22 protein-coding genes are annotated in these 20,438 nt (G+C 66.5%); 16 read left to right on the top strand and 6 right to left on the bottom strand.

Features of this window, described 5'->3' with window-relative positions:
• Positions 1-75 precede the first annotated feature (75 nt).
• From O3305_RS07105 to O3305_RS07115, 3 genes are all read right to left on the bottom strand, one after another.
• A complete protein-coding gene (locus O3305_RS07105) occupies positions 76-852 on the bottom strand; it encodes an ImuA family protein (protein WP_269575773.1) in 777 nt (258 codons plus the stop codon).
• A 235-nt stretch (positions 853-1,087) separates the two neighbouring features.
• Positions 1,088-2,014, bottom strand: a complete 927-nt coding sequence (locus O3305_RS07110; RefSeq protein ID WP_269575774.1) for a sensor histidine kinase — start codon at positions 2,012-2,014, stop codon at positions 1,088-1,090.
• Positions 2,015-2,412: 398 nt separating this feature from the next.
• The gene (locus O3305_RS07115) at positions 2,413-3,063 is read right to left on the bottom strand and encodes a GAF domain-containing protein (RefSeq protein ID WP_269575775.1); all 651 of its coding nucleotides are present in this window, start codon (positions 3,061-3,063) and stop codon (positions 2,413-2,415) included.
• Between the two features lie 469 nt (positions 3,064-3,532).
• On the opposite strand from O3305_RS07115, the gene O3305_RS07120 reads away from it, so the two are divergent.
• From O3305_RS07120 to O3305_RS07185, 14 genes are all read left to right on the top strand, one after another.
• Positions 3,533-4,438 (top strand): dimethylarginine dimethylaminohydrolase family protein, encoded by a 906-nt coding sequence (locus O3305_RS07120; protein WP_269575776.1) that lies wholly within the window; start codon positions 3,533-3,535, stop codon positions 4,436-4,438.
• Positions 4,439-4,535: 97 nt separating this feature from the next.
• Positions 4,536-4,778, top strand: coding sequence for a DUF6894 family protein (locus tag O3305_RS07125; RefSeq protein WP_269575777.1), 243 nt, complete (start codon positions 4,536-4,538; stop codon positions 4,776-4,778).
• Positions 4,779-5,093: 315 nt separating this feature from the next.
• Positions 5,094-5,357 carry a DksA/TraR family C4-type zinc finger protein gene (locus tag O3305_RS07130; protein WP_269575778.1) on the top strand — a complete coding sequence of 88 codons (264 nt, stop codon included), beginning with the start codon at positions 5,094-5,096 and terminating at the stop codon, positions 5,355-5,357.
• 125 nt (positions 5,358-5,482) lie between these two features.
• Complete coding sequence (locus O3305_RS07135; RefSeq protein ID WP_269575779.1) at positions 5,483-6,076, top strand: SRPBCC family protein; 594 nt, start codon at positions 5,483-5,485, stop codon at positions 6,074-6,076.
• 34 nt (positions 6,077-6,110) lie between these two features.
• Positions 6,111-7,301, top strand: coding sequence for a zinc-dependent alcohol dehydrogenase (locus O3305_RS07140; RefSeq protein WP_269575780.1), 1,191 nt, complete (start codon positions 6,111-6,113; stop codon positions 7,299-7,301).
• Positions 7,302-7,431: 130 nt separating this feature from the next.
• Complete coding sequence (locus O3305_RS07145) at positions 7,432-8,427, top strand: SDR family oxidoreductase (protein ID WP_269575781.1); 996 nt, start codon at positions 7,432-7,434, stop codon at positions 8,425-8,427.
• 84 nt (positions 8,428-8,511) lie between these two features.
• Positions 8,512-9,186 carry a low affinity iron permease family protein gene (locus O3305_RS23195; RefSeq protein ID WP_502958189.1) on the top strand — a complete coding sequence of 225 codons (675 nt, stop codon included), beginning with the start codon at positions 8,512-8,514 and terminating at the stop codon, positions 9,184-9,186.
• A 118-nt stretch (positions 9,187-9,304) separates the two neighbouring features.
• The gene (locus tag O3305_RS07155; protein ID WP_269575782.1) at positions 9,305-9,562 is read left to right on the top strand and encodes a DUF6894 family protein; all 258 of its coding nucleotides are present in this window, start codon (positions 9,305-9,307) and stop codon (positions 9,560-9,562) included.
• Positions 9,559-10,278, top strand: a complete 720-nt coding sequence (locus tag O3305_RS07160) for a Crp/Fnr family transcriptional regulator (protein WP_269575783.1) — start codon at positions 9,559-9,561, stop codon at positions 10,276-10,278. The genes O3305_RS07155 and O3305_RS07160 overlap by 4 nt, the downstream gene beginning before the upstream one ends.
• Positions 10,279-11,098: 820 nt before the next feature.
• On the top strand, positions 11,099-11,638 hold the full coding sequence (locus tag O3305_RS07165; protein WP_269575784.1) for a hemerythrin domain-containing protein: 540 nt from the start codon (positions 11,099-11,101) through the stop codon (positions 11,636-11,638).
• Positions 11,639-11,862: 224 nt separating this feature from the next.
• The gene (cphA, locus tag O3305_RS07170; protein ID WP_269575785.1) at positions 11,863-14,580 is read left to right on the top strand and encodes a cyanophycin synthetase; all 2,718 of its coding nucleotides are present in this window, start codon (positions 11,863-11,865) and stop codon (positions 14,578-14,580) included.
• Positions 14,573-15,466: an isoaspartyl peptidase/L-asparaginase gene (locus O3305_RS07175; RefSeq protein WP_269575786.1), complete on the top strand. Its 894-nt coding sequence runs from the start codon at positions 14,573-14,575 to the stop codon at positions 15,464-15,466. The genes cphA and O3305_RS07175 overlap by 8 nt, the downstream gene beginning before the upstream one ends.
• Positions 15,459-16,280: a cyanophycinase gene (locus O3305_RS07180; RefSeq protein ID WP_269575787.1), complete on the top strand. Its 822-nt coding sequence runs from the start codon at positions 15,459-15,461 to the stop codon at positions 16,278-16,280. Before O3305_RS07175 ends, O3305_RS07180 begins: the two co-directional genes overlap by 8 nt.
• Positions 16,281-16,293: 13 nt before the next feature.
• On the top strand, positions 16,294-17,274 hold the full coding sequence (locus tag O3305_RS07185; RefSeq protein WP_269575788.1) for a methyltransferase: 981 nt from the start codon (positions 16,294-16,296) through the stop codon (positions 17,272-17,274).
• 40 nt (positions 17,275-17,314) lie between these two features.
• On the opposite strand, the gene O3305_RS07190 is transcribed toward O3305_RS07185, so the two are convergent.
• The gene (locus O3305_RS07190; protein ID WP_269575789.1) at positions 17,315-17,791 is read right to left on the bottom strand and encodes an Hsp20 family protein; all 477 of its coding nucleotides are present in this window, start codon (positions 17,789-17,791) and stop codon (positions 17,315-17,317) included.
• A gap of 245 nt (positions 17,792-18,036) precedes the next feature.
• Here O3305_RS07190 and O3305_RS07195 point away from each other — a divergent pair, with 245 nt between their 5' ends.
• The gene (locus O3305_RS07195) at positions 18,037-18,672 is read left to right on the top strand and encodes a MarC family protein (RefSeq protein WP_269575790.1); all 636 of its coding nucleotides are present in this window, start codon (positions 18,037-18,039) and stop codon (positions 18,670-18,672) included.
• On the opposite strand, the gene O3305_RS07200 is transcribed toward O3305_RS07195, so the two are convergent.
• Both O3305_RS07200 and O3305_RS07205 read right to left on the bottom strand, forming a co-directional pair.
• Positions 18,669-18,944 (bottom strand): hypothetical protein, encoded by a 276-nt coding sequence (locus O3305_RS07200; RefSeq protein WP_269575791.1) that lies wholly within the window; start codon positions 18,942-18,944, stop codon positions 18,669-18,671. The genes O3305_RS07195 and O3305_RS07200 overlap by 4 nt on opposite strands.
• An 83-nt stretch (positions 18,945-19,027) precedes the next feature.
• The gene (locus O3305_RS07205; protein WP_269575792.1) at positions 19,028-19,363 is read right to left on the bottom strand and encodes a hypothetical protein; all 336 of its coding nucleotides are present in this window, start codon (positions 19,361-19,363) and stop codon (positions 19,028-19,030) included.
• A 169-nt stretch (positions 19,364-19,532) separates the two neighbouring features.
• Here O3305_RS07205 and O3305_RS07210 point away from each other — a divergent pair, with 169 nt between their 5' ends.
• Positions 19,533-20,429 (top strand): iron-containing redox enzyme family protein, encoded by an 897-nt coding sequence (locus O3305_RS07210; RefSeq protein WP_269575793.1) that lies wholly within the window; start codon positions 19,533-19,535, stop codon positions 20,427-20,429.
• Positions 20,430-20,438: the final 9 nt, after the last annotated feature.

Genomic DNA, 20,438 nt, shown 5'->3' on the forward strand with positions numbered 1-20,438 from the left:
CCGCGCGGGACCGAGCATGCCCCGGGGTCATCGTCGACCGCCGGCGGCAGGACGGATGCTGTGGACCAGAACCGCTCAGGCGGCGCGACTGGCCGCTCCAGCCGCCGCAGCCGCTCGATTGCGAACTGGGGCAGGTAGAGCGAGGCGACCCTTGGCATCGCAAGCCTCGACCAGAAGAGAAAAGGGATTGCCGCCGCGCTGGCGAACAAGATCGACCGACCAGCAACTCCGCCCGACCCCAGGATGCGCCAACGGCACCGACGGCGCGCAGCCGATCCGCCAGCGCGTACATGCTGCGGACGGGATCTCGAGCGGATCGCGCGCCTTTCGCGCCCAGCGCCGCAGCAGCAGCATCGGCGTGCGCCCATCCGCGGCAGCGAGCTGAAGCCGGCGGGTTGCGGTCTGGTCGGCCGCCTTCACCTCGGCAACTACCGCGGCAAAGCTCCCGTCGCGCAGGCAATCCTCGGCAAGGGCGAGTGCCATGACCTCGTCCCTGCCCTGGCAATAGATCAGCTTCGTCGGCGGGAGCCCCGCCTGCTCAAGGCCCGGCGCGTAGAGATCGAAGCTCGTCAGAGCCCAGACACTGGTCGCAGTGGCTTCACGGGCAAAACGCGCGGCCACACCGGCAGCGAACAGGGTCGCCGCTGCATCGTCGCCCAAGGTGGGAGATGCAGCCGCGATCTCGTGCAGGCCGCCACCGTCCAACCCGCCATGGGCAAGCCGCGAGTCGATCGCCTCGATCCCGAATGGTAACAATGGGGCACCGCTCGTCACCGGCACGGCGATACGCGCCTTCAGCTCGGCGAGCAGGCGTGCGCGATCATTCTCGGGAAAGGGAGCGGCGGTTTGCATAAGGGAATAACGACTCGTTCGTTCCCATTATGTTCCGCGCATATCGTCCCTTCGTCAAGCCATGGGTTTTACCCACGCCCGTCATCAGGCGCGTTGCTACCCGGGCGGCCAACAAAGGGTGGAAAGCGGACGGGCGGCTTCTGCGAGGATCGGCCTTGCGAGACTTGGGAGATTAGTCGACCGGACAGAGACGGAGGTGAGCAATCCCATCCTGGGTCCAGGCGTGCACCTTAGATCACCCCCCCTCGACATCCGGAATAAATACGGCTGTCGTAAACCCTGAAGCGCTGTGTCGCCGCTCCACCTTGCCTCCGAGTTGCTTCGCGAGGAGTCGAACAAGCTTGGACCCGAGGCCGGGCTTGCTCTCGCTGTCACAACCGATGCCATCATCCGAAACGATGATCTCCAAGCCGCTGTCCCTCTGGGTGATCTCAACCCTCACGATCCCACCGCTCTCGCCGGGATACGCATATTTGAAACTGTTGGTCACCAGTTCGTTCACGATCAGGCCGAGTTGGACTGCAACGGGTCCAGCCACGTCAATGGGGTCGCACTTCACCCGCACCGCAATGGGGCGCACGTCGCGCAAAAGATCTCCCAGCCCGTGGCACAATCCGCCGACATAGTCCGCAAGATTCACCCGTCGGTAGTTTCTGCTCTCGCGCAGCCGCTCCTGCGCTTGGGCCACGACGAGCACCCGCGCGTTGGCTGCGTCGAGCGCCGCGCGGACCTCGGGATTATTGGATGCGCGGCTTTGCAGATTCATGGCGGCAGAAATGATTGAGAGATCGTTTTTTGTGCGGTGCGCGAGTTCCTCCAGAAGCAATGCCTTAGCGGCCTCGCTTTCGTTGAGTTTCGTGATCGTCTTGCGCAACAACTCCGTGACGGCCGACATCGTAAATCCGATCAGGACGAATATCGCCAAGGCCAGCCACGCCTGCATCCCGACGTTGAGTGTGAATCTCGGTTCTATGAAGAGATAGGCAGCGATCGCCGCGCTGAGGATAGTCGCAAAGAATCCAGACCCCCGGTCAAACAGCAGTGCGCAGAGAAATACCGCGGGAATGAATAGCAGCAGGGGAAAATGCTGTAGCGGCCCCTCGAGCGCGTAACGAAGGCCCGTCGCTGAAAGGATGATAAGAGCGCTGGTCCCATATCGCACTGCGGTGCCATGCCCTCGGTTCGGGAGAAGCCGGACCACTAGGTTTTCGATTGATGGAGCTCTCGGGGCGTCCGACATATTCTGCAGGCCACCTTTCCAGCCGCGCCGGGATGTGAACCATTCGAGCGGCGCGCGCGCTAACTCAGATCAACCTGGAGGTATCGCCTCTAAACTTGTGTTCACTGGTTCGTGCCTCCGATGAAGCGTCGCGCAACGTGCGGCATCGCCATAACGACGACGGTCCGGAATTGGGGCTTTTGGCCTCCTGTCCGCTTCTGGACGGGCGGCTGCCCGGCTGAGCGACCGACAAGCGGTGGACTGCCGCCCGACCGATATCAGCGCTTCCCTAGCCGTTCCAAGGGCACATCTTGCGCTGCATGCGACCAGCCCCGGAGCCTCTATTTCCAATGAGCCCCAAATTTCGCCTCCATCCGACGAAGTTCCTCATCAAGCACGGCCACCTCAGCATCGTTCTGGTCCGCAACTGCGAAGCGGATGCGGGTACTGAGCTCGGCCATGGCATATTTGGCGTATGCCAGCGCATTTGCTTCGCGCTCGATCACCTCTGTCGCTTGGCTTGCGAGGGCCTTCAGGAACTCAAGGCCGTTCGCGTCCACGGTCCGGGGTTTCTGGTCCAGAAGGCATAACGTACCCAGCGCAAAGCCATCGCTGGTTACGAGAGGTGCGGCGAAATAGGCACGCACGTTCATCTCAAGCACGGCGGGAGCGAACTTGAAGCGTGGCTCGTGCCAAGCATCGGGGACACACAAAGGCGCGTAATTGCGAACTCCAATCGCGGCGTCGCAGAAGCTGTCCGGCCTGGCGAACTCCCTAGGATCGAAGCCGTAGGCGACGGCTAGCCACAATGTGGAGCGGTCGACGATAGACACTGCGGAAAAGGGAAAACCGGTCTCTGCGGCGACCCACTCAACGATTTGGGAGAGCTCGGCGTCACCGCTCATGCCAAACACGCCGCTCGTCAGCACGCGCGCCTGACGGCGAAGCTCTGCGAGTTCCCGCTGGTTACATTCGCGAGCCTGTTCGATCAATCGAACCTCCTTAATCGATCCCGCGCCTCTATACTCGCGCTAGCGCCAACTCAGGCGCGAACCACTGTCACCTGACAAATATTATTAAGCCATTCAATGATAATGAGGCAATTCTACCAAATTTAAACGAGGCGCGCGCATGTAATATTGCTCACCAGCTCAGAGAATATTTGCGCTACTAAGACGTATCGGCGAAATGACAGTCGGCCTTCGGGCTCTTCACGATCGAAGCAAATGATACTGCCATGCCGCTCCGTCGAGCCAATCGTCCTAACGCACGTTAAACTGCAGAGCTTGGCCGCAACCTCGCGCGATCCTGTGGGTTGGGCGGTGACCAGAACGTTGGGTAGCCGGACACGTACGATCCCGATCGCGCGCGGGTGCCTGCCCTATGAACGGTGGCCCCGGTCGCAGGCGCGCGTTGGCTTCGGCGCGCGCAGGCACCCGCAAGGGCCTTCGACGAGGACCTATGAAACCCGAATTCCTGACCATCCCCACCCATGCGATCACGCGTCGCGATCCCCAGCGCTGGTCGGTCCGCAGCGAAAGCGATCCGCTATCCGAGGTGTTGCTGTGCGGACCCGCCTATCTCGCTCCGGTGCCATGCTGCTCGGTCACGCGCGACAGCCTGGGCGATGGCCATCAAACCGATACCGCCAAGGCGCTCGCGCAGCACCGGCAGTTGCAGGCGTTGCTGGAGCAGCTCGGGACGCGTTGCCATGTGCTCGACCCGCTCCCGGACCTTCCCGACCTATGCTTCACGCGCGACTGCGCGGTCGCTACCCCGTGGGGACCGGTGCTGCTCAATCCGGCGGTGGCGCATCGGCGGCGCGAGGTGGACCATGTCGCGCGCTATCTCGGAAATCGGGGCGGCGGGCCGCTGCTGCGGATCGAAGGCGGCACCGTCGAGGGTGGCGACGTCTGCGTCGCGCGCGACGGGCTCGCGATCATCGGATGGTCCGGGGAGCGGACCAGCCTTGCTGGCGCACAGATACTGGGCGAGTTGTTTCGCGGCCATGGCTGGGAAGTCTTGTTGTGCCCGTTCGACGCCTACCACCTCCATCTCGATACGATCTTCTGCATGCTCGACGCGCATTTCGCGCTTGCATGCATCGACGCGCTCCCGGAGGCGTTCCTGTCCGCGCTCGCGGCACGCGGCATCCGGGTTCTACCGGCGCTGGAGGCGGAGTCGCGCAAGCTCGGGTGCAACATCCTCTCGCTGGACGGCTCCACGATCCTGATCGCCGAGGGACAGCACCGCCTCCACGCGATGCTGCTGCAGGCGGGGTTCAAGCCGCTTCCGGTCGACATTTCCGAATTTGCGGCATGCGGCGGCGGACTCCATTGCCTCACCATGCCACTCGCGCGGGGCTGACCCCCATGCCCGAGGTCGGAGGACTCCCCGCCCGGACATAAGTCGGACGGAAAAAGACTGCCGAGCAACCAGTCGGGCCGCTGTGCATTGTCGCTGCGTGCCGCACTACATCTTCCATCTCAATCGCCCGGGCCGGGACGTTCCGTTCCGTGACGAGAGCTACGACCTGCCCGACCTGACCGCAGCGATGCAAAAGGCGAATAGCCGCGCGCGCGCAGTGCTGCGCCGCCATATACGCTGCGGGCCGGATGAGGTGCGCGGCACGCTCGATATCCAGGACGCCAACCGTCAACCGGTCGCCCGCATCTATCTGCGAGAGCTGATGCTGCAGATATCCTGAGCCCGATCCTGGACGGGCCTCGGCCCGACCTCAGGAACCGCACTCTCGGGACGCCGCCAAAGGCGGGGCGGCGTGCGCGCGCGACCGTGCGCCAGCCGCCACCCCGCCCCCAAGGCGCTCCCGAGTGTGCGCGCGGGCCCAAGAAAGCGCGCGAACCCTGGCGGCTTCGCAGAAGTCCGCCAGTGTGCGCTCGATACCGCCCGCGTCCGCATCGCGGCAGGGCCGAACGGCCCCTGCCCTGCAGCTTCGCCGCATCGGATCGCCAAAGCATTCAAAGCGTTGGTCCAGCAGATAAAATTCGGGAAGGTGGCGGACATGGCCGGAGGTTGGACGCGTGACGGCGCGGTGCAGGACCAGATCGACGACACGGTCGCGGACGCGGTCCAGTTCGCGCGCGCCCGCATGGCCTCGGGCGAAGGCGAAACGCATTGCGTGGAATGCGGCGAGGAGATTCCGGAGGCGCGCCGCAAGGCGCTTCCGAGCGCGCGGACCTGCGTGCAATGCCAGTCGACGCGCGACCGCAAGCCCGCTTTCTCGGCGTTCAATCGTCGCGGGAGCAAGGACAGCCAGCTCCGCTAAGCCTGCCGCGGCGCCCGCCGCCAATTAACTGCTGATAATAAAGACGAAATCTTACTCTATGTTGCGCCCGTCGGGAACGGCGGCGGTCGGGCCGGGTTTGAGACGGACCCATAGGAGAGCCGTTCATGTCCGAGATCCTGGAGCCAGCCCGAGCCGACGACGCGCCGCTGGCAACGTCCAAGCACGCCTCCGCCGCAGTCGACATCGCTTCCGACCAGCTCGTTGAGCCACGCGGCGACACGCTGATCGGGCGGGCCGTCACGATCAATCGTCCGCGCAAGGAGCTTTTCGCTTATTGGCGCGACTTCGCGAACCTCGCGACTTTCATGGACAATGTCGAGCGCATCGAAATCCTGTCGCCGACCCGCTCGCACTGGGTGGTCAAGGCGCCCGGCGGCAAGACCGTCGAATGGGATGCGACCGTCACCGAGGAGATCGAGGACGCGCTGATCGCCTGGTCCTCGGACGAAGGCGCCGAAGTGCCCAATAGCGGGCGCATCGAGTTCCGCGACGCCGGCGCCCGCGGCACGGTCGTCGCCGCGACCATCCTCTACGATCCGCCCGCCGGCGTTATCGGCAAGGTGATCGCCAAGATGTTCCAGCGCGAGCCCGCCATCCAGGCGCGGCGTGATCTCCGGCGCTTCAAGCAGCTCATGGAAACCGGCGAGATCGCCACCAGCTCGCGCACCCGCGCGCAGCTCGAAGAGGAAAAGAACTGATGCGCGGAAATTTCTTTGAAAAGGGAGCACGCTGATGCGCGCGCTCACCTGGCACGGCAAGCACGACGTGCGCGTCGACACGGTCGACGATCCCGAGATCCTCAATCCGCGCGACGCGATCATCAAGATCACCTCGACCGCGATCTGCGGCTCGGACCTCCATCTCTATGACGGTTATATCCCGACGATGCAGGCCGGCGACATCCTCGGCCATGAGTTCATGGGCGAAGTCGTCGAGGTCGGCGCCAAGTCGACGCTCCAGAAGGGCCAGCGCGTCGTCGTGCCCTTCACCATCGCCTGCGGCAGCTGCTATCATTGCGGCAAGCACCAATATTCCGCCTGCGACAACGGCTTGCCCGCCGACAACCAGGATATCGGCCAGGAGATGTACGGCACGCCGATGAGCGGGCTATTCGGCTACAGCCATCTGACCGGCGGCTATGCCGGTGGTCAGGCAGAATATGTCCGTGTGCCATTCTCCGACGTCGGCCCGATCGTCATTCCCGACGGGATCGAGGACGAGAAGGTGCTGTTCTTGTCGGACATCCTGCCCACCGGCTGGATGGCGGCGGAGAATGCCGGGATCGAGCCGGGCGACACGGTGGCGGTCTGGGGCTGCGGCCCGGTCGGGCTGTTCGCGGTCCAGTCGGCCTTCCTGATGGGCGCCGAGCGCGTCATCGCGATCGACCATTTCCCGCACCGGCTTGAGCTCGCCAAGCGCTTCGGCGCCGAGACGATCAATTTCGAGGAAACCGCGACCTATGAGGCGCTGATGCTGATGACCGGCGGGATCGGTCCCGACGCGGTGATCGACTCGGTCGGGCTCGAAGCGCACGGCTTCTTCGTCGACAACGTCATCGACCAGATCAAGAAGTCGACCTTCCTCGGCACCGACCGCATCCACTCGATCCGCCAGGCGATCCATGCCTGCCGCAAGGGCGGGCGCGTCTCGATGCCGGCGGTCTATGGCGGCTTCGTCGACAAGTTCCCCTTGGGCGCCTTCATGGAAAAGGGCCTGACGCTCAAGACCGGCCAGACGCACGTCCAGCATTACATGCCGGCGCTGCTCAACGCGATCATGGAGGGGAAGATCGATACGACCTTCCTGATCAGCCACACCCTGCCGCTCGAGCAGGCGCCCGAAGGGTACAAGATATTCCACGACAACCAGAATGAAGTGACGAAGGTCGTGCTCAAGCCCGGCGTGGCGCTCGCAGCAGAGTGAAGCGGCGCGGCTCCCCAATCGACAAAGCGGAGACCGGGGTGCGGCGCGCTGCGCACCCCTTCGTCTCCGTCGCCACCGCCGCGTCCCGGCCGCGCAGTTGAGCGGCGCATGTCGCCCGATCGGCGACCAGGTGATCCTGATCACCGGGGCGAGCTCGGGGATCGGGCTCGTCACCGCTCGGCTTGCCGCGGCGCGCGGCGCAGGTGTGATCCTGGTGTCGCGCAACGAAGCTGCGCTTGCCGAGATCGTGCGCGGCATCGAAGCAGACGGCGGAGCGGCCTGCTTCGCGGTTGCCGACGTCGGAGATCGGGCCGCCCTCAGCGAAGCGGCCGCGAAAGGCGTGGCGCGGTTCGGCCGCATCGATACCTGGGTCAACAATGCCGGGGTAGCAATCTACGCGACGCTGGCCGCCACCCCGGGCGACGAGCACCAGCGCCTGTTCCGCACCAATTATTTCGGCGTGGTCAACGGGTCGCATGTCGCGCTCGAACACTTCGGCGCAGCAGGCGGAAACCTCATCACCGTCGCGTCGATCGCGGCGGATATGAGCACGCCGATCATGGGCGCCTATGCCGCATCGAAACATGCGGTGCGGGCGTTCGTGGAATCGCTGCGTATCGAGCTGAAGGCGGCGGCCTCGCCCGTTTCCGTCTCGCTCATCAAGCCCTCCGGCATAGCGACGCCGATCGGACTGCACGCCGCGAACCATCTCGACGGCGCGGCGATGATCCCACCGCCGCCCTACGACCCGAAACTCGTGGCGGAGGCGATCCTGCGCTGCGCGGAACGGCCGCGCCGCGAGATCACGGTCGGCGGCGCCGGCCGTGCCCAGGTGCTGTTCGCCGAGCACTTCCCGGCCCTGTTCGAGCGCCTCGCACCGCTGGTGATCCCCTTCCTGCAGAACCGCGCCATCCCGAAGCGGGAAGGGAGCAACCTGTTCGAGCCAGGCCCGGACGGGGAAGAACGCTCTCCCCATGAGGTGGGGCTCAAGGCCAGCCCCTACACGCAGGTCGCGATGCGCCCAAGGCTCACCGCCGCGCTGCTATCGACCGCCGCGATCGCGGGCGCCTGCGCGATCTGGCGGTGGCGCCCGCGCGCGGCAATAGCGCTGCGCGGCAGGGACTGAGCTTATCCGGGCGCGCCCCTTGCACGGCGGCACCATAAAGGCTGCGAAACGTTCGCCGGGGATCAAGCGAGAATATGATCGCCATTGAACCGCTTCTTTACCGCGCTCGCGTCGCGCAGCGCCGCCGTAATGGGGCATCCGATGGCGTTCATCTTTGCCACCTTGTCCTGTATCGTCTGGGCGGTGAGCGGCCCGGTTTTTCATTATTCCGACACTTGGCAGCTGGTGATCAACACCGCGACCACAGTCCTCACCTTCCTGGCGGTGTTCCTGATCCAGAACAGTCAGAACCGCGACGGGTCGGCGATCCAGGCAAAGCTCGACGAGCTGCTCCGCGCGGTCAACAAGGCGCGTCCGGAATGCATCGGCATCGAGCATCTGACCGACAAGGAGATCTGCGCGATCCGCGATGCGCTCGAACGGAAGGCTGGTACTGGCGACGCTGATGCCGAATCCGCCGATGTCGGTCGACGAGCTGCTCGCACGGCGCACGGGCTCGGGGTGATGCCCGGTCCCGGCCGTGCCGGGGTTCAGCGCGGCGCCATTCCGGTCGGCGGCCAGGGCACGGCATCCAGTTTCGCAGCAAATGGCGCACCGCTACGACGAGATGCTCTCGGCCCTGCGCGAAGCCGCCGAGCTCGGCCCGGCATGAGGTCGCGCTACGGGCGGCACGGCGCCCGCAGCGCGAATCTGGGGGGGCGCACGCGCCGGCCCCCGCCCCCGACCCGCTTGCCGGCAATTCTTCATAACCGACATTAAGTCCGGGGCGTCTTACGCAACCTGCGGCTACTTCAGACAGTTGGCTTCTCATCAAGCTGTAGGTGTGCACTCGATGCCGGCGTCGAAACCTTCATCCTCCGACCAACAGGTAGATCCGATGCGGCGGTATTTCTTCCACGTGTATAACGGTACCGGACTGACCAAGGACCGGGAAGGCCAGGAGCTGACCGATCTCGCGGCGGCACGAAAAGTCGCCCTGGCCGGGATCCGGTCGCTGCTCGGCGAGGAGCTCGAATCGGGCCTGGTCGATCTCAACGGCCGTCTCGACATTTGCGACCGCGAAGGAACCGTCCTCCTTTCGGTCCCGTTCAGAGAAGCGATCGAGCTGCGGATACCGGATGGGGACGAACCATGATCGAGAAGCATCTCGCCAAGCTCCGGGCGCGCGACGAGGTTTCGGCCGAGGAAGAGCAGGTCTTGCGCGCGCTCGTCTCGGAAGTGCGCGAGATACCGGCCAAGACGACCTTCATCCGTGCGGGCCAGCGCCTCACCACCTCGACCCTGCTCCTCGAGGGCCTGATGTGTCGCTACAAGGACCTGAGCGACGGGCAGCGCCAGATCAGCGAACTGCACGTCGCCGGCGATTTCGTCGATCTGCACAGTTTCACGCTCAAGCGGCTCGACCACAACCTCATGGCGCTCTCGGCATGCAAGATCGCGGTCGTGCCGCACGAGCGGTTGCTGGCGCTATCGCACGAGCATCCGCATCTGACCCGGCTTTACTGGTTCACGACGAACATGGATGCCGCGGTGCACCGTGAATGGGAACTCTCGCTGGGCAGGCGCTCGGCGATCGCGCGGATCGCCCATCTCCTCGCCGAAATGCATGTCCGCCTCGGCCTGGTCGGCCTGACGCACGGACTCGAGTTCCGGTTGCCGCTGACGCAGGTCGACCTCGCCGAGTGCGTGGGACTGACGCCCGTGCACGTCAACCGCACGCTCAAGCTGCTGCGCGAGGAAGGCGCGGTCGACATGCAGCGCGGGCGCGTCCGCATCCTGGATCTGGCGCGGCTTCACGCGATCGCCGAGTTCAACCCGCAATATCTTTATCTGGAGAGCGAGCCGCGCTGACGGAGAGGCGGCATGCCGTCGAGCCGGGCGTGTCGCCTGCCCGCTCGTACGATGGCGCCTGAATCCGATACCGGCAGCGACCGAAGGGCGGCCGCAAGGTGCGCCCGCGCGACAATCCATGATCAATCGTAATCCAGTATAAGGATCGCCGATCACGGAGCCGCTAGGTTCGACCCGATCCCGAGCTGGGGCTACGGTAAGGCTAGCGATGGAAAGCGACAGGGACAGGCTTTATTATGCGTGGCGCGCACAGACCGAACGCGCGCGCGCCGAGGTCACACCGACAAGGCGGCAGCGGTCACGCATCTGGCAATGGCAGCCGAATATGAGCGGCGCGCAATGGGTACGGCTACCGGGCCGGTGCTCGCGGCGCAGTCCTGGTCAGCCCCCGGGCAGGAGCGCAGCCTACATTAGGGGCGGCGCCGGTCGCCCATCCCCCATGCAAGCATTTGCGGTTTGAACAGGAATTTCACGACCGGCGCGGCGCGCGACGCCGCGCATCAAGGGGCCGGCGGTGCAATTGCTGCTGATGGCGGCCTCGGGCCTTTGGATCTTCGCCGGCGGCGCGCTGCAGGTGCTTGCCCTCCTCCTGTCGGGGGCCGCGCTGTCGCTCGCGCTGGTGCTCCTCGAGGGCGAGAAGCGGCGTAACGCCGCGCTGCAGGCGCGCTCGACCGTCTTTCGGGTGAGGTCGGCGTCAAGGCCATGGGCCAGGAGTGAGGCCAGGGCAGCGGCAAGCAAATATCGAGGTCGCCCAGCACCTTGCGGAACACCGGACTGCCCGACGGGTTCAGGCGCCACGAAACCAGGCTGGAGAGTGAAAATGTCGATACTGGACAAGGCGATAGCAGCGATCACGCCGCCCGAGAGCGACGCGGCGCGCGCCAAGGCGCGAGCCAAGGCACAGGCAGCGGCGAGGCCTGGCGACTGGCTATCGCAGATCCTCGACCATCATCGCGGGATCGAGGCGCAGTTCGCTGTGGTCAAGGCCGCGACCGACGCGGCATCCCGCCGATCCGAGCAGAAGAAGCTCGGCATTCTTCTCACCGGACATTCTATCGCGGAAGAAGCCGCGATCTATCCGGCGCTCGCCGCCAACAAGCAGGTCGGCCATGCCGAGCTCGCCTATCAGGAGCAGTCGGCCGCCAAGATGGAAATGGGCCTGCTCGAGCGGCTTGACCCGATGAGCCAGGACTATCTCGACAAGCTCGGGCATATCGAGGGCGCGGTTGCCCACCATATCTATTCCGAGGAAGGCACCTGGTTCACCGAACTGGCCGAGTCCGCCGGTGCGGACGACCAGGCGCGCATCGCCCAGCGCTATGCTGAGGAATATGCCCGCTACATGGGCGCCGACGCCTAGGGCGATCCGGCCGGTTGCTGCAGGCCGGCCCGCCCCACAGGCGCGGCGATTCTTTCTTGATAACAAGGGTTAAGGTTGCGGTGTTTTGGCGGAACTGCCCTGCCCGCCTTTTTGTTTCGGCATGATCTGACGGCCCCAGTCCGGGCCGATACCACGGGGCAGTTATGACGGCGTTAGAGCGGCGCACGGGTGCGACCCGTACGCGACAAGCCGGCGCGCGCGGGATGAGGGTGCTGGAGCGGAGCGTCTATCGCGGCCCGCACCTCTATTCCGTGCGGCCGATGGTGCGCATCCAGATCGACCTGGGCGAGCTCGAAAGCTGGCCGAGCGACCGGCTGCCTTGTTTCGCGGAACAGCTGACCGAACTCCTGCCGGGCCTTGCCAACCATGGCTGCAGCTACCGCGAGCCCGGCGGATTTCTGCGCCGCCTCCATGACGGCACCTGGCTCGGGCATATCATCGAGCATGTCGCGCTCGAGCTGCAGACGCTGGCCGGCAGTGCGGTCACGCGCGGCAAAACCCGCTCGGTCAAGGACCGGCCCGGCGTCTACAACATCCTCTACGAATATCGCGACGAAGCCACCGCGCTCGCCGCCGGCGCGTTCGCGATCCGGCTCATCGCCGCGCTGTTGCCCGAAGGGCTCGACACGATCGCCGGCCTGCGCATGCTGGACGCGCCGGCAATCGAGGACGTCCGCGACGTGCCCGCGATGATCGCGGCGCTGGAGGCACTGCTGCGCAAGACCGCGCTCGGCCCCACCACGCGCGCCCTTGTGGAGGCGGCCCGCGCGCGCGGCATCCCGGTGCTACGCCTCGATGACTTTAGTCTCGTCCAGCTCGGCTATGGCAGCCGCCAACGGCGCCTGCGCGCCAGCATCACCGGCGCGACCGCGCACATCGCGGTGGAGATCGCCGCCGACAAGAGCCTGACCAAGCGCCTCCTGAGCGAGGCCGGCCTGCCGGTGCCGCGCGGCACGGTGGTGCGCACCGCCGACGCTGCCGCGGAAGAAGCGGCGCGGTTCGGCTATCCGATCGTGGTCAAGCCGCTCGACGGCAATCACGGCCGCGGCGTCAGCTCCGATCTTCATTCTGAAGACGCCGTCCGCTCGGCTTTCGACCGCGCTGCCGCGCATTCGCGGCGGGTGATCGTCGAGCAACAGGTGGCGGGCAACGACCATCGCATCCTCGTCGTCGGCGGCAAGGTCGTCGCGGTCGCCGAGCGCGTGCCCGCCCGCGTGATTGGCGACGGCCTGCACCGCATTGAGCAGCTGATCGCCGATGTGAACGCCGATCCGCGCCGCGGCGTGGGGCATGAGAATGTCCTCACCCGGATCGTCCCTGACGCGGCGATGGAGGCATTGCTCGCGAAGAGCGGCAGGACGCTCAAAAGCGTCCCGATGGCGGGCGAGGAAGTGGTGCTGCGCGAGACCGCCAATCTCTCGACCGGCGGAACCGCGGTGGACCGCACCGACGCCATCCATCCCGACACGGTCGCGATTGCCGAGCAGGTGGCGGCGGTTGTCGGCCTCGACGTGTGCGGCATCGACTTCCTGACAAGCGACATCGCCCGCCCGATCGCCGAGACCGGCGGCGGAATCGTCGAGGTCAATGCAGCCCCGGGCTTCCGCATGCATCTCGAACCGTCGAGCGGCACCCCGCGCGATGTGGCGGGACCGGTGATCGACGCGCTGTTTCCGCGGCCCTCGCGCAGCCGCATCCCGATCTTCGCGATCACCGGCACCAACGGCAAGTCGACCACGGTCCGCATGGTGTCGCGCATACTGTGCGAGCACGGCCTCACCACCGGCATGAGCACGACCAGTGGCATCTATATCGACGGCCGCCTGACCCAGGAGGCCGATGCGAGCGGCCCCAAGAGCGCGCGCGCCATTCTGCGCCATCCCAAGGTCGACGCCGCGATCCTCGAGACCGCCAGGGGCGGCATCCTGCGCGAAGGCTTGGGGTTCGACCGCTGCGATGTCGGCGCGGTGCTGAACGTCACCCCCGACCATCTCGGGATCAAGGGCATCAACACGCTCGAGGACCTCGCCGACGTCAAGTCGGTGGTCGTCGAGAGCGTCGCCCGGCGCGGCCATTCGATCCTCAATGCCGACGATCCGATGTGCGAAAGGATCGCCCGGCGCGCGCGCGGCACGCCTGTCTGGTTCTCGATGTTCGGCGACACGCTGATGCCGGCCCGGCTGCGCGATCACGTCCAGGCCGGCGGCATGGCGGTGGTACGCGAGACCGGGTCCTATGGCGGCACGATCGTCCTGCACCGGGATGGCGAGCGTATCGCCGTGATGCCCGCCGCGGAAATTCCGGCGACCATCGGCGGGATCGCCGAGTTCAACATCGAGAACGCGCTCGCTGCCGCCGCGATGACGCTCGCGCACGGCGTGCCGGTCGAGACGGTGCGGCGCGCGCTGGCAGGCTTCACCTCGTCCTTCGAAGAAAGCCCCGGGCGGCTCAACATCGACGACAGTAACGGCTTCCGCGTCATCGTCGACTATGCCCATAATCCGGCCAGCCTCACCGCGCTCGGCCAGGTCATCGGCAAGATGCGCGAGCGCTTCGGGCGAGTGATCGGCATGGTCAGCATCCCCGGCGACCGGCGCGACGCCGATATCGCCGAGATGGGCCGCCTCGCCGGCGCGATCTTCGACGAGATTGTCTTCCGCGAAGCGCCCGACGGACGCGGGCGGCAGGAAGGCGAGGTGACCTCGTTGATGTCCGACGCAGCCCTTGGCTCGGGCCTCGCGCCCGAGCGCATCCGCCGCATCGTCGACGAACATCGGGCGGCCGAGGCATGCCTGCGGATGGCGGCGCCCGGAGACCTGGTCGTGCTGATGCCGACCGCGGTCGAGCGCGTCTGGCGCCTCGTCCTCGATTTCGAGCCGGCGGCGGAAGCCGCCGAGCCCAAGGCCGCCGCGCATGCATGATGCGAATGGGTGCTGGGCCCTCATCGTGCATGGCGGGGCGAAGTCGATCGCGCCGGAGAAGGCGGAGGCCAACCGCGCCGGCTGCTTCGCCGCCGCGCGGATCGGCGCGGAAATCCTGGGTGGTGGCGGCAGCGCCGTGGCAGCGGCCGAAGCGGCGGTACGCCATCTCGAGGACGACGACACCTTCAACGCCGGGATCAGCTCGGTGCCCAACGCCGATGGCGAGATCGAGATGGATGCGGCGATCATGGACGGGACCATGCTCGCGATCGGCGCCGTCGCCGCGGTGCGCAGGATCCGCAATCCGATCGGCGCCGCGGCCAAGATGCTGGACGCCTTGCCGGTGCTGCTCGTCGGCGAAGGCGCCGAGCGTTTCGCACGCGACCATGGCATCGCGCTTTGCGAGCCCGAGGCGCTGGCGGCTCCCCCAGCCGCTGCCGGCAGCCCCGAACACGACACGGTCGGCTGCGTTGCGATCGATGCCGCCGGGCATATCGCTGCGGCCGCTTCGACCGGCGGGCTGACCGGCCAACATCCCGGACGGATCGGCGACGCGCCGATCCCGGGCGCCGGCCTCTACGCGGACGACCAGCTCGGCGGCGTCGCCTTTTCGGGCGACGGCGAGAGCATCCTGCGGACCATGCTCGCCGCCCGCGTGATGCAGGCGCTGGAGACCATGGAGGCGACGCCCGCGGCCGAGGCCGCGATCGCCAGGCTTGCGCGTGTCGGCGGCGAAGCCGGGGCGATCGTGATCGATCGGGCGGGCCGTTTCGGCGTGGCCCATAACAGCGAGCATTTCGCGCTCGCGCTGCATGCGAGCTGGCTGCCCGAGCCGCGGGCCGCGCTCCATTCCTCCGAACTCAAGGACGTCCTCGACCATGACTGATCAAGCAGGGCCCATCATTATCATCGGGGGGCACGAGGACAAGAAGCACGACCGCGTCATCCTAAAGGAAGTCGCGGACCGCGTGCGCGACGGCAAGCTCGTCATCGCTACGGTCGCGAGCCACGAGCCCGAAGGGTATTTTGACGCCTATAAGGAAGCCTTTGGCGCCCTTGGCGTCACCGACCTAGTCGAGCTGTATGTCCATGAGCGCGGGGAGACGCGGGAGGCGCGGTTCGCCGAGTTGTTGGAGGGTGCCGCCGGCGTCTTCTTCACCGGCGGCGACCAATTGCGGATATCGAGCCAGATCGGCGACACGCCGATCGAGCGGATGGTCCGCGAGCTGCACGAACGCGGCGGACTGATCGCCGGAACCTCGGCGGGCGCCGCGGTGATGAGCGAGACGATGCTGGTCAAAGGGACGAGCTCGGAATCGCACCGGGTCGGCGACCTGCACATGGCCCCCGGCCTCGGCCTCGTCCCCGACGTCATCATCGACCAGCATTTCGCCGAACGCGGCCGGATCGGCCGGCTGCTCGGCGCGGTCGCGCAGAACCCGCGCGTGCTCGGCATCGGTATCGACGAGGACACCGCGATCGTCGTAGAAGGCTGCTGCTTCGGCGCGATCGGCGCCGGTGCGGTCTATATCGTCGACGGCTCCAGCGTCACCCATTCCAATATCGCCGAGGCCCGGCCCGAGCGTACGCTGTCGATGCACGATGTGCGTCTGCACGTGCTGAGCGCAGGCGACCGCTTCGACCTTGAGCGCAGGGTGCCCGGCGAAGCCGCCGCGAGCCGTGAGGAGAGAGCCGATTAGCACGCTTGAACGGATGCGGCGCGAGACCTCTGGCGGCCTGGGCAAGCGCTTCGTCTTCGGCCGCGAGGACGTGGCGCTGCTCCAGCTGGTCGATAGCTTGCGCGAGCGCGGCTATCGTTTCGTCACCCCTACCCCGGCCTCGCACGCTCGCGTGGTGGCTCGGCCAGGGCGCGACCGGGCATGCTCGCTCACCGATATCTTCGGCTGGAGCCTGCCCTTCGCCCGCGATACGCTCGAGCCAGAGCTGCTCGGCCTGCTCGAGCTCGCCTGCATGGTCGAGCCGGTGAGCCGCGGCCTGCTCCGCAGCCATTTGCGCGCGTCGTCGCTGCGGGACGCGCTGTATCTGCATTCCGCCTATCCGACCGATGGACGCGACGCGGTGTTCTTCGGGCCCGACAGCTACCGGTTCGCGGCGCTGATCGAAGCCGAGCTGGCCGCCGAGCCGGTGCCTGAGCACGGCCATATCGTCGACATCGGCACGGGCGCCGGCGTGGGCGCCATCGTTGCTGCCAAGCTGTCGGGACTGGGCGCCGCCACCGGCACGGACGTCAATCCCCAGGCCCTCAGGCTGGCGGCGATCAACGCGCGCGCCGCGGACGTCGCGCTGCATGGGGTCCAGAGCGACGATCTCTGCGGCGTCGGGCGCCCGATCGATCTGGCGCTCGCCAATCCGCCCTACATCATCGACGACGACAAGCGGCGCTACCGCGATGGCGGCGGCATGCACGGAGCAGAAGTCGCGCTCGGCATGGCGCAGGCCGCGATCGCCCGGCTGGCGCCGGGCGGGCGGCTGATCCTCTATACCGGCAGCGCGATCGTCGCCGGCGAGGATGCCCTGCGCTCGGCGCTGATTCGAGCAGCGGAAACGGGGGAATGTACGCTGCGCTACCGCGAGCTCGATCCCGACGTCTTCGGCGAGGAACTGGAGCGCCCGGCGTACCGCAACGTCGACCGGATCGCGCTCGTTGCCGCTACCGTCAGCAAGGCGGGCTAGCCCGGGAAAGGCCCGCCGCACAGGCGGCGGGCCACCATGCTCAGGCTGCATCCTGCTCGGAACGCGGACCTTCGAGCCGGTCGTTCGCCGGCGCCGCCGAACCGATGGCGATGCGGCGCGGCTTCATCGCCTCGGGGATTTCGCGCTTCAGCGAAATCCGCAAAAGGCCATTGTCGAAATCGGCGCTGCGCACCTCGACGAAGTCGGCGAGCTGGAATCGCCGCTCGAACGCGCGCGTCGCGATGCCGCGGTGCAGATAGCGGCCGCTGTCGCCGTCCTCGCCCTTGCGGCCACTGACCGTCAGCTGGTTGTTCTGCGCGACGATCTCGATCTCGTCCGGGCGGAAACCGGCCACCGCAAGCGTGATCTGGTAGCTGTCCTCGCCCATCGCCTCGATATCGAAGGGCGGGAAGCCGTCGCCAGTGTCGGCGCGCGCGCTCGATTCGAGCAGGTCGAACAACCGGTCGAACCCGACGGTGGAGCGGCGATAAGGCGAGAAGTCGAAATTGGTCCTCATGTGCAAATCCTCCATAGAGCAACTTGGTCACAAGGCACGCCGGAGAGAGCCAGCGCCCTCAGAGCCGGCCGCCATCGCGCACCGGCGAGGGCAGAATTAGGAATGGCAGAACGGGCTTCAAGATCGCGCGCGCAAAAAATTCGCACGGACCCGCAACCGTCTTTTCCTCTTTATTCCAGGACCTTGCGTACCCGCGAAGCGAACCTAACTGCGCGATTTTGCACAAGGAGTCGTGGAGCCCGATTATGCATGTCGCGCCGTCCATCCTTTCCGCCTTCGTGACGCTGTTCGTCACGATCGGACCCGTAGAGACCGCCGCCATCTTCGCTTCCCTGACCGCCGAGGTGCATCGCCCGGACCGGCTGAAACTGGCGGCGCGCTCCATCGGCATTGCCGGGCTGGTGCTGCTGCTGTTCGCCGTCGCCGGACAGTTGCTGCTGTCGCTCCTCCATATCTCGATGCCGGCATTCCGTGTGGCCGGGGGCATCCTGCTGCTTCTCCAGGCCCTCACCCTGGTGTTTTCGAGTCCAGGCCTCTCCTCGATCAGCGAGCCCGAGAAGCGCGATGCGCGCCGCCCGGGCGACATCGCGGTATTCCCGCTCGCCTTTCCGTTGATCGCCGGCCCGGGCGCGCTCTCGGCAGTCGTCCTGCTGATGGGGCGCACCGGCACGACGCTCGAAAGCACAGGCGTGCTCGCGATGCTCGGCTTGTGCCTGGCGCTCACCTACGCCGCGATGCGCGCTTCGGAATGGCTGGTCGCCAAGCTCGGACGCACCGGCGCCGACGTGATCGGCCGCGTCTCGGGCATCCTGCTCGCGGCGCTGGCGGTCCAGTTCCTCTTCGACGGCCTTGCCGACGCGCCGTTCCTGTCGCGCCCCTAGCCGGCCCGGCGCGCCAGTGCGGCGCCGATCAGCTTGGCAAGGGCGAGGAACAGCAACGCGCCGCCCGCAGCCCACGCGCTGGCCCCGGCATCGAAATGATCGGGGTGATAGGCCTTGTCGCCGAGCAAGCGCGCGACGAGCACGCCGCCTACCATCGCGCCGACTATCCCGACCAGGACATGCAGGAAGACGAACCGCCTGCCGGGACCGCGCCGAAAGGCCGCGATCAGGCCGGCCACGATGCCGATGCCGAACAGGATCAAGGTGCTCATCCGTCTCTCCCTCGCCGCTCGCGCCACATCGCGCGTGCCGGGAGAGTCTTGGGTCTCAATCGGATAAGGGTACACTAAGCAGGTTAGGGTTGATCCTCGGCAGCCTCGATTTGCGCTTCGCCTTCGGCGCCGGTGCGCGGATAGCCCGAGCCGTTCTGACTGTCGGGATCGTAATCCTCGCCGGGATTGCCGCCGCCCGTGCCTGCGCCGCTGCCGTGCACGGCGCCGTCGGCGGGTAGCGCACGGCGTTGTTGTTCGGCACGCCATTCCGTCTGGCCCGCGCATTCATATTCCTGGCACGAATAGCCGCCGCCAGTGCCGATCTTGGCCCCTGCCCCGGGATCCACGGGTCTGGCGAGGACGGGGCGCTTGCCGGCCTTGGGGCGAAGGTCGGCATCGGGTTCGTTCGGACGTGTCATGGCAATGCTCCTTACCCAACACAACGCATCGCGAAGCGATCGTTCCGCGCGGCGCGCCGGACCGCCGAGTTCCCGCAACTAGTTCGATAACCTGGGTTATGTTTGGCGGCGAAGCGGGAACATGCCATCCTCTTGCTTGGTTCTGGCGCGCAACAGGAGAGCATATCCCATGGCGACCAGAGCCGCTGAATTCGAAACCGAACGACGATCGCAATTCCTCACCGACAGCTTCCAGCGCGGCCTCGCGCATTGGAACCGCGAACGCCTCGAACCCGGTTTCCCGAGCCTCGACTGGCAGAAGACCTTCGAGCGCGACATCCGCATGCAACGCCTCGAAGGCGCGTTTCTCGAGGAGCTGCGCGCCGAGGTGACGGACGAGGCGGCGTCCGCCCCGACCGATGCTGACGGCTTCATCGCCTGGTTCGAGGCCCTCAAGGCCACCGGCTCGGGCCAAAATGATCCGCTTTTCCCCTGGCTGGCCAAAACGGCCGACCGCGACCAGCTGCGCTGGTTCTTCGAACAGGAAGCCGCCGGCGAGGCGGGGTTCGACGACCTCGTCGCGATGACGCAGGTCAAGCTGCCGACGCGCCCCAAGCTAGAACTCGCGCGCAACTATTGGGACGAGATGGGCCACGGCACCGCCAAGGGCATGCACGGCCCTATGCTCGACGCGCTCGTCGAGACGCTGCAGGTGTCGCCGTCGATCGAGCGCACGGTCTGGGAAAGCCTCGCGCTCGCCAACGCGATGACCGCGATGGCGACGAACCGGCGCTACGCCTGGCACTCGGTGGGTGCGCTCGGCGTGATCGAACTGACCGCGCCGGGTCGCTCGGCGATGGTCGCCGATGGCCTGGGCCGGATCGGCCTGTCGGGCAAGGAGCGCCGCTATTTCTCGGTCCATGCCGTGCTCGACATCAAGCACAGCATCGAATGGAACAAGGAAGCGATCCGTCCGGCGGTCGAGGAGGATCCGGCGCGTGCCACGGCTATGGCCGAAGGCGCCCTGATCCGGCTCAAATGCGGCGCGCGCTGCTTCGAAGCCTATCGACGCGCGCTTTGGTCCTGACGCCAAGCC

This window comes from Sphingomonas sp. NIBR02145 (genome assembly GCF_027359115.1).
In the GTDB taxonomy this organism is placed as follows: Bacteria; Pseudomonadota; Alphaproteobacteria; order Sphingomonadales; family Sphingomonadaceae; genus Sphingomonas; species Sphingomonas kyeonggiensis_A.

Excerpts from the sequence above, each read along its gene's own strand:
- O3305_RS07165 (WP_269575784.1), top strand. The coding sequence starts at position 11,099 with ATGTCGATACTGGACAAGGCGATAGCAGCGATCACGCCGCCCGAGAGC.
- O3305_RS07155 (WP_269575782.1), top strand. The coding sequence starts at position 9,305 with ATGCGGCGGTATTTCTTCCACGTGTATAACGGTACCGGACTGACCAAG.
- O3305_RS07120 (WP_269575776.1), top strand. The coding sequence starts at position 3,533 with ATGAAACCCGAATTCCTGACCATCCCCACCCATGCGATCACGCGTCGC.
- O3305_RS07175 (WP_269575786.1), top strand. The coding sequence starts at position 14,573 with ATGCATGATGCGAATGGGTGCTGGGCCCTCATCGTGCATGGCGGGGCG.
- O3305_RS07160 (WP_269575783.1), top strand. The coding sequence starts at position 9,559 with ATGATCGAGAAGCATCTCGCCAAGCTCCGGGCGCGCGACGAGGTTTCG.
- O3305_RS07205 (WP_269575792.1), bottom strand. The coding sequence starts at position 19,363 with ATGACACGTCCGAACGAACCCGATGCCGACCTTCGCCCCAAGGCCGGC.
- cphA (WP_269575785.1), top strand. The coding sequence starts at position 11,863 with ATGAGGGTGCTGGAGCGGAGCGTCTATCGCGGCCCGCACCTCTATTCC.
- O3305_RS07130 (WP_269575778.1), top strand. The coding sequence starts at position 5,094 with ATGGCCGGAGGTTGGACGCGTGACGGCGCGGTGCAGGACCAGATCGAC.
- O3305_RS07190 (WP_269575789.1), bottom strand. The coding sequence starts at position 17,791 with ATGAGGACCAATTTCGACTTCTCGCCTTATCGCCGCTCCACCGTCGGG.
- O3305_RS07135 (WP_269575779.1), top strand. The coding sequence starts at position 5,483 with ATGTCCGAGATCCTGGAGCCAGCCCGAGCCGACGACGCGCCGCTGGCA.
- O3305_RS07195 (WP_269575790.1), top strand. The coding sequence starts at position 18,037 with ATGCATGTCGCGCCGTCCATCCTTTCCGCCTTCGTGACGCTGTTCGTC.
- O3305_RS07185 (WP_269575788.1), top strand. The coding sequence starts at position 16,294 with ATGCGGCGCGAGACCTCTGGCGGCCTGGGCAAGCGCTTCGTCTTCGGC.
- O3305_RS07105 (WP_269575773.1), bottom strand. The coding sequence starts at position 852 with ATGCAAACCGCCGCTCCCTTTCCCGAGAATGATCGCGCACGCCTGCTC.
- O3305_RS07210 (WP_269575793.1), top strand. The coding sequence starts at position 19,533 with ATGGCGACCAGAGCCGCTGAATTCGAAACCGAACGACGATCGCAATTC.
- O3305_RS07180 (WP_269575787.1), top strand. The coding sequence starts at position 15,459 with ATGACTGATCAAGCAGGGCCCATCATTATCATCGGGGGGCACGAGGAC.
- O3305_RS07140 (WP_269575780.1), top strand. The coding sequence starts at position 6,111 with ATGCGCGCGCTCACCTGGCACGGCAAGCACGACGTGCGCGTCGACACG.
- O3305_RS07200 (WP_269575791.1), bottom strand. The coding sequence starts at position 18,944 with ATGAGCACCTTGATCCTGTTCGGCATCGGCATCGTGGCCGGCCTGATC.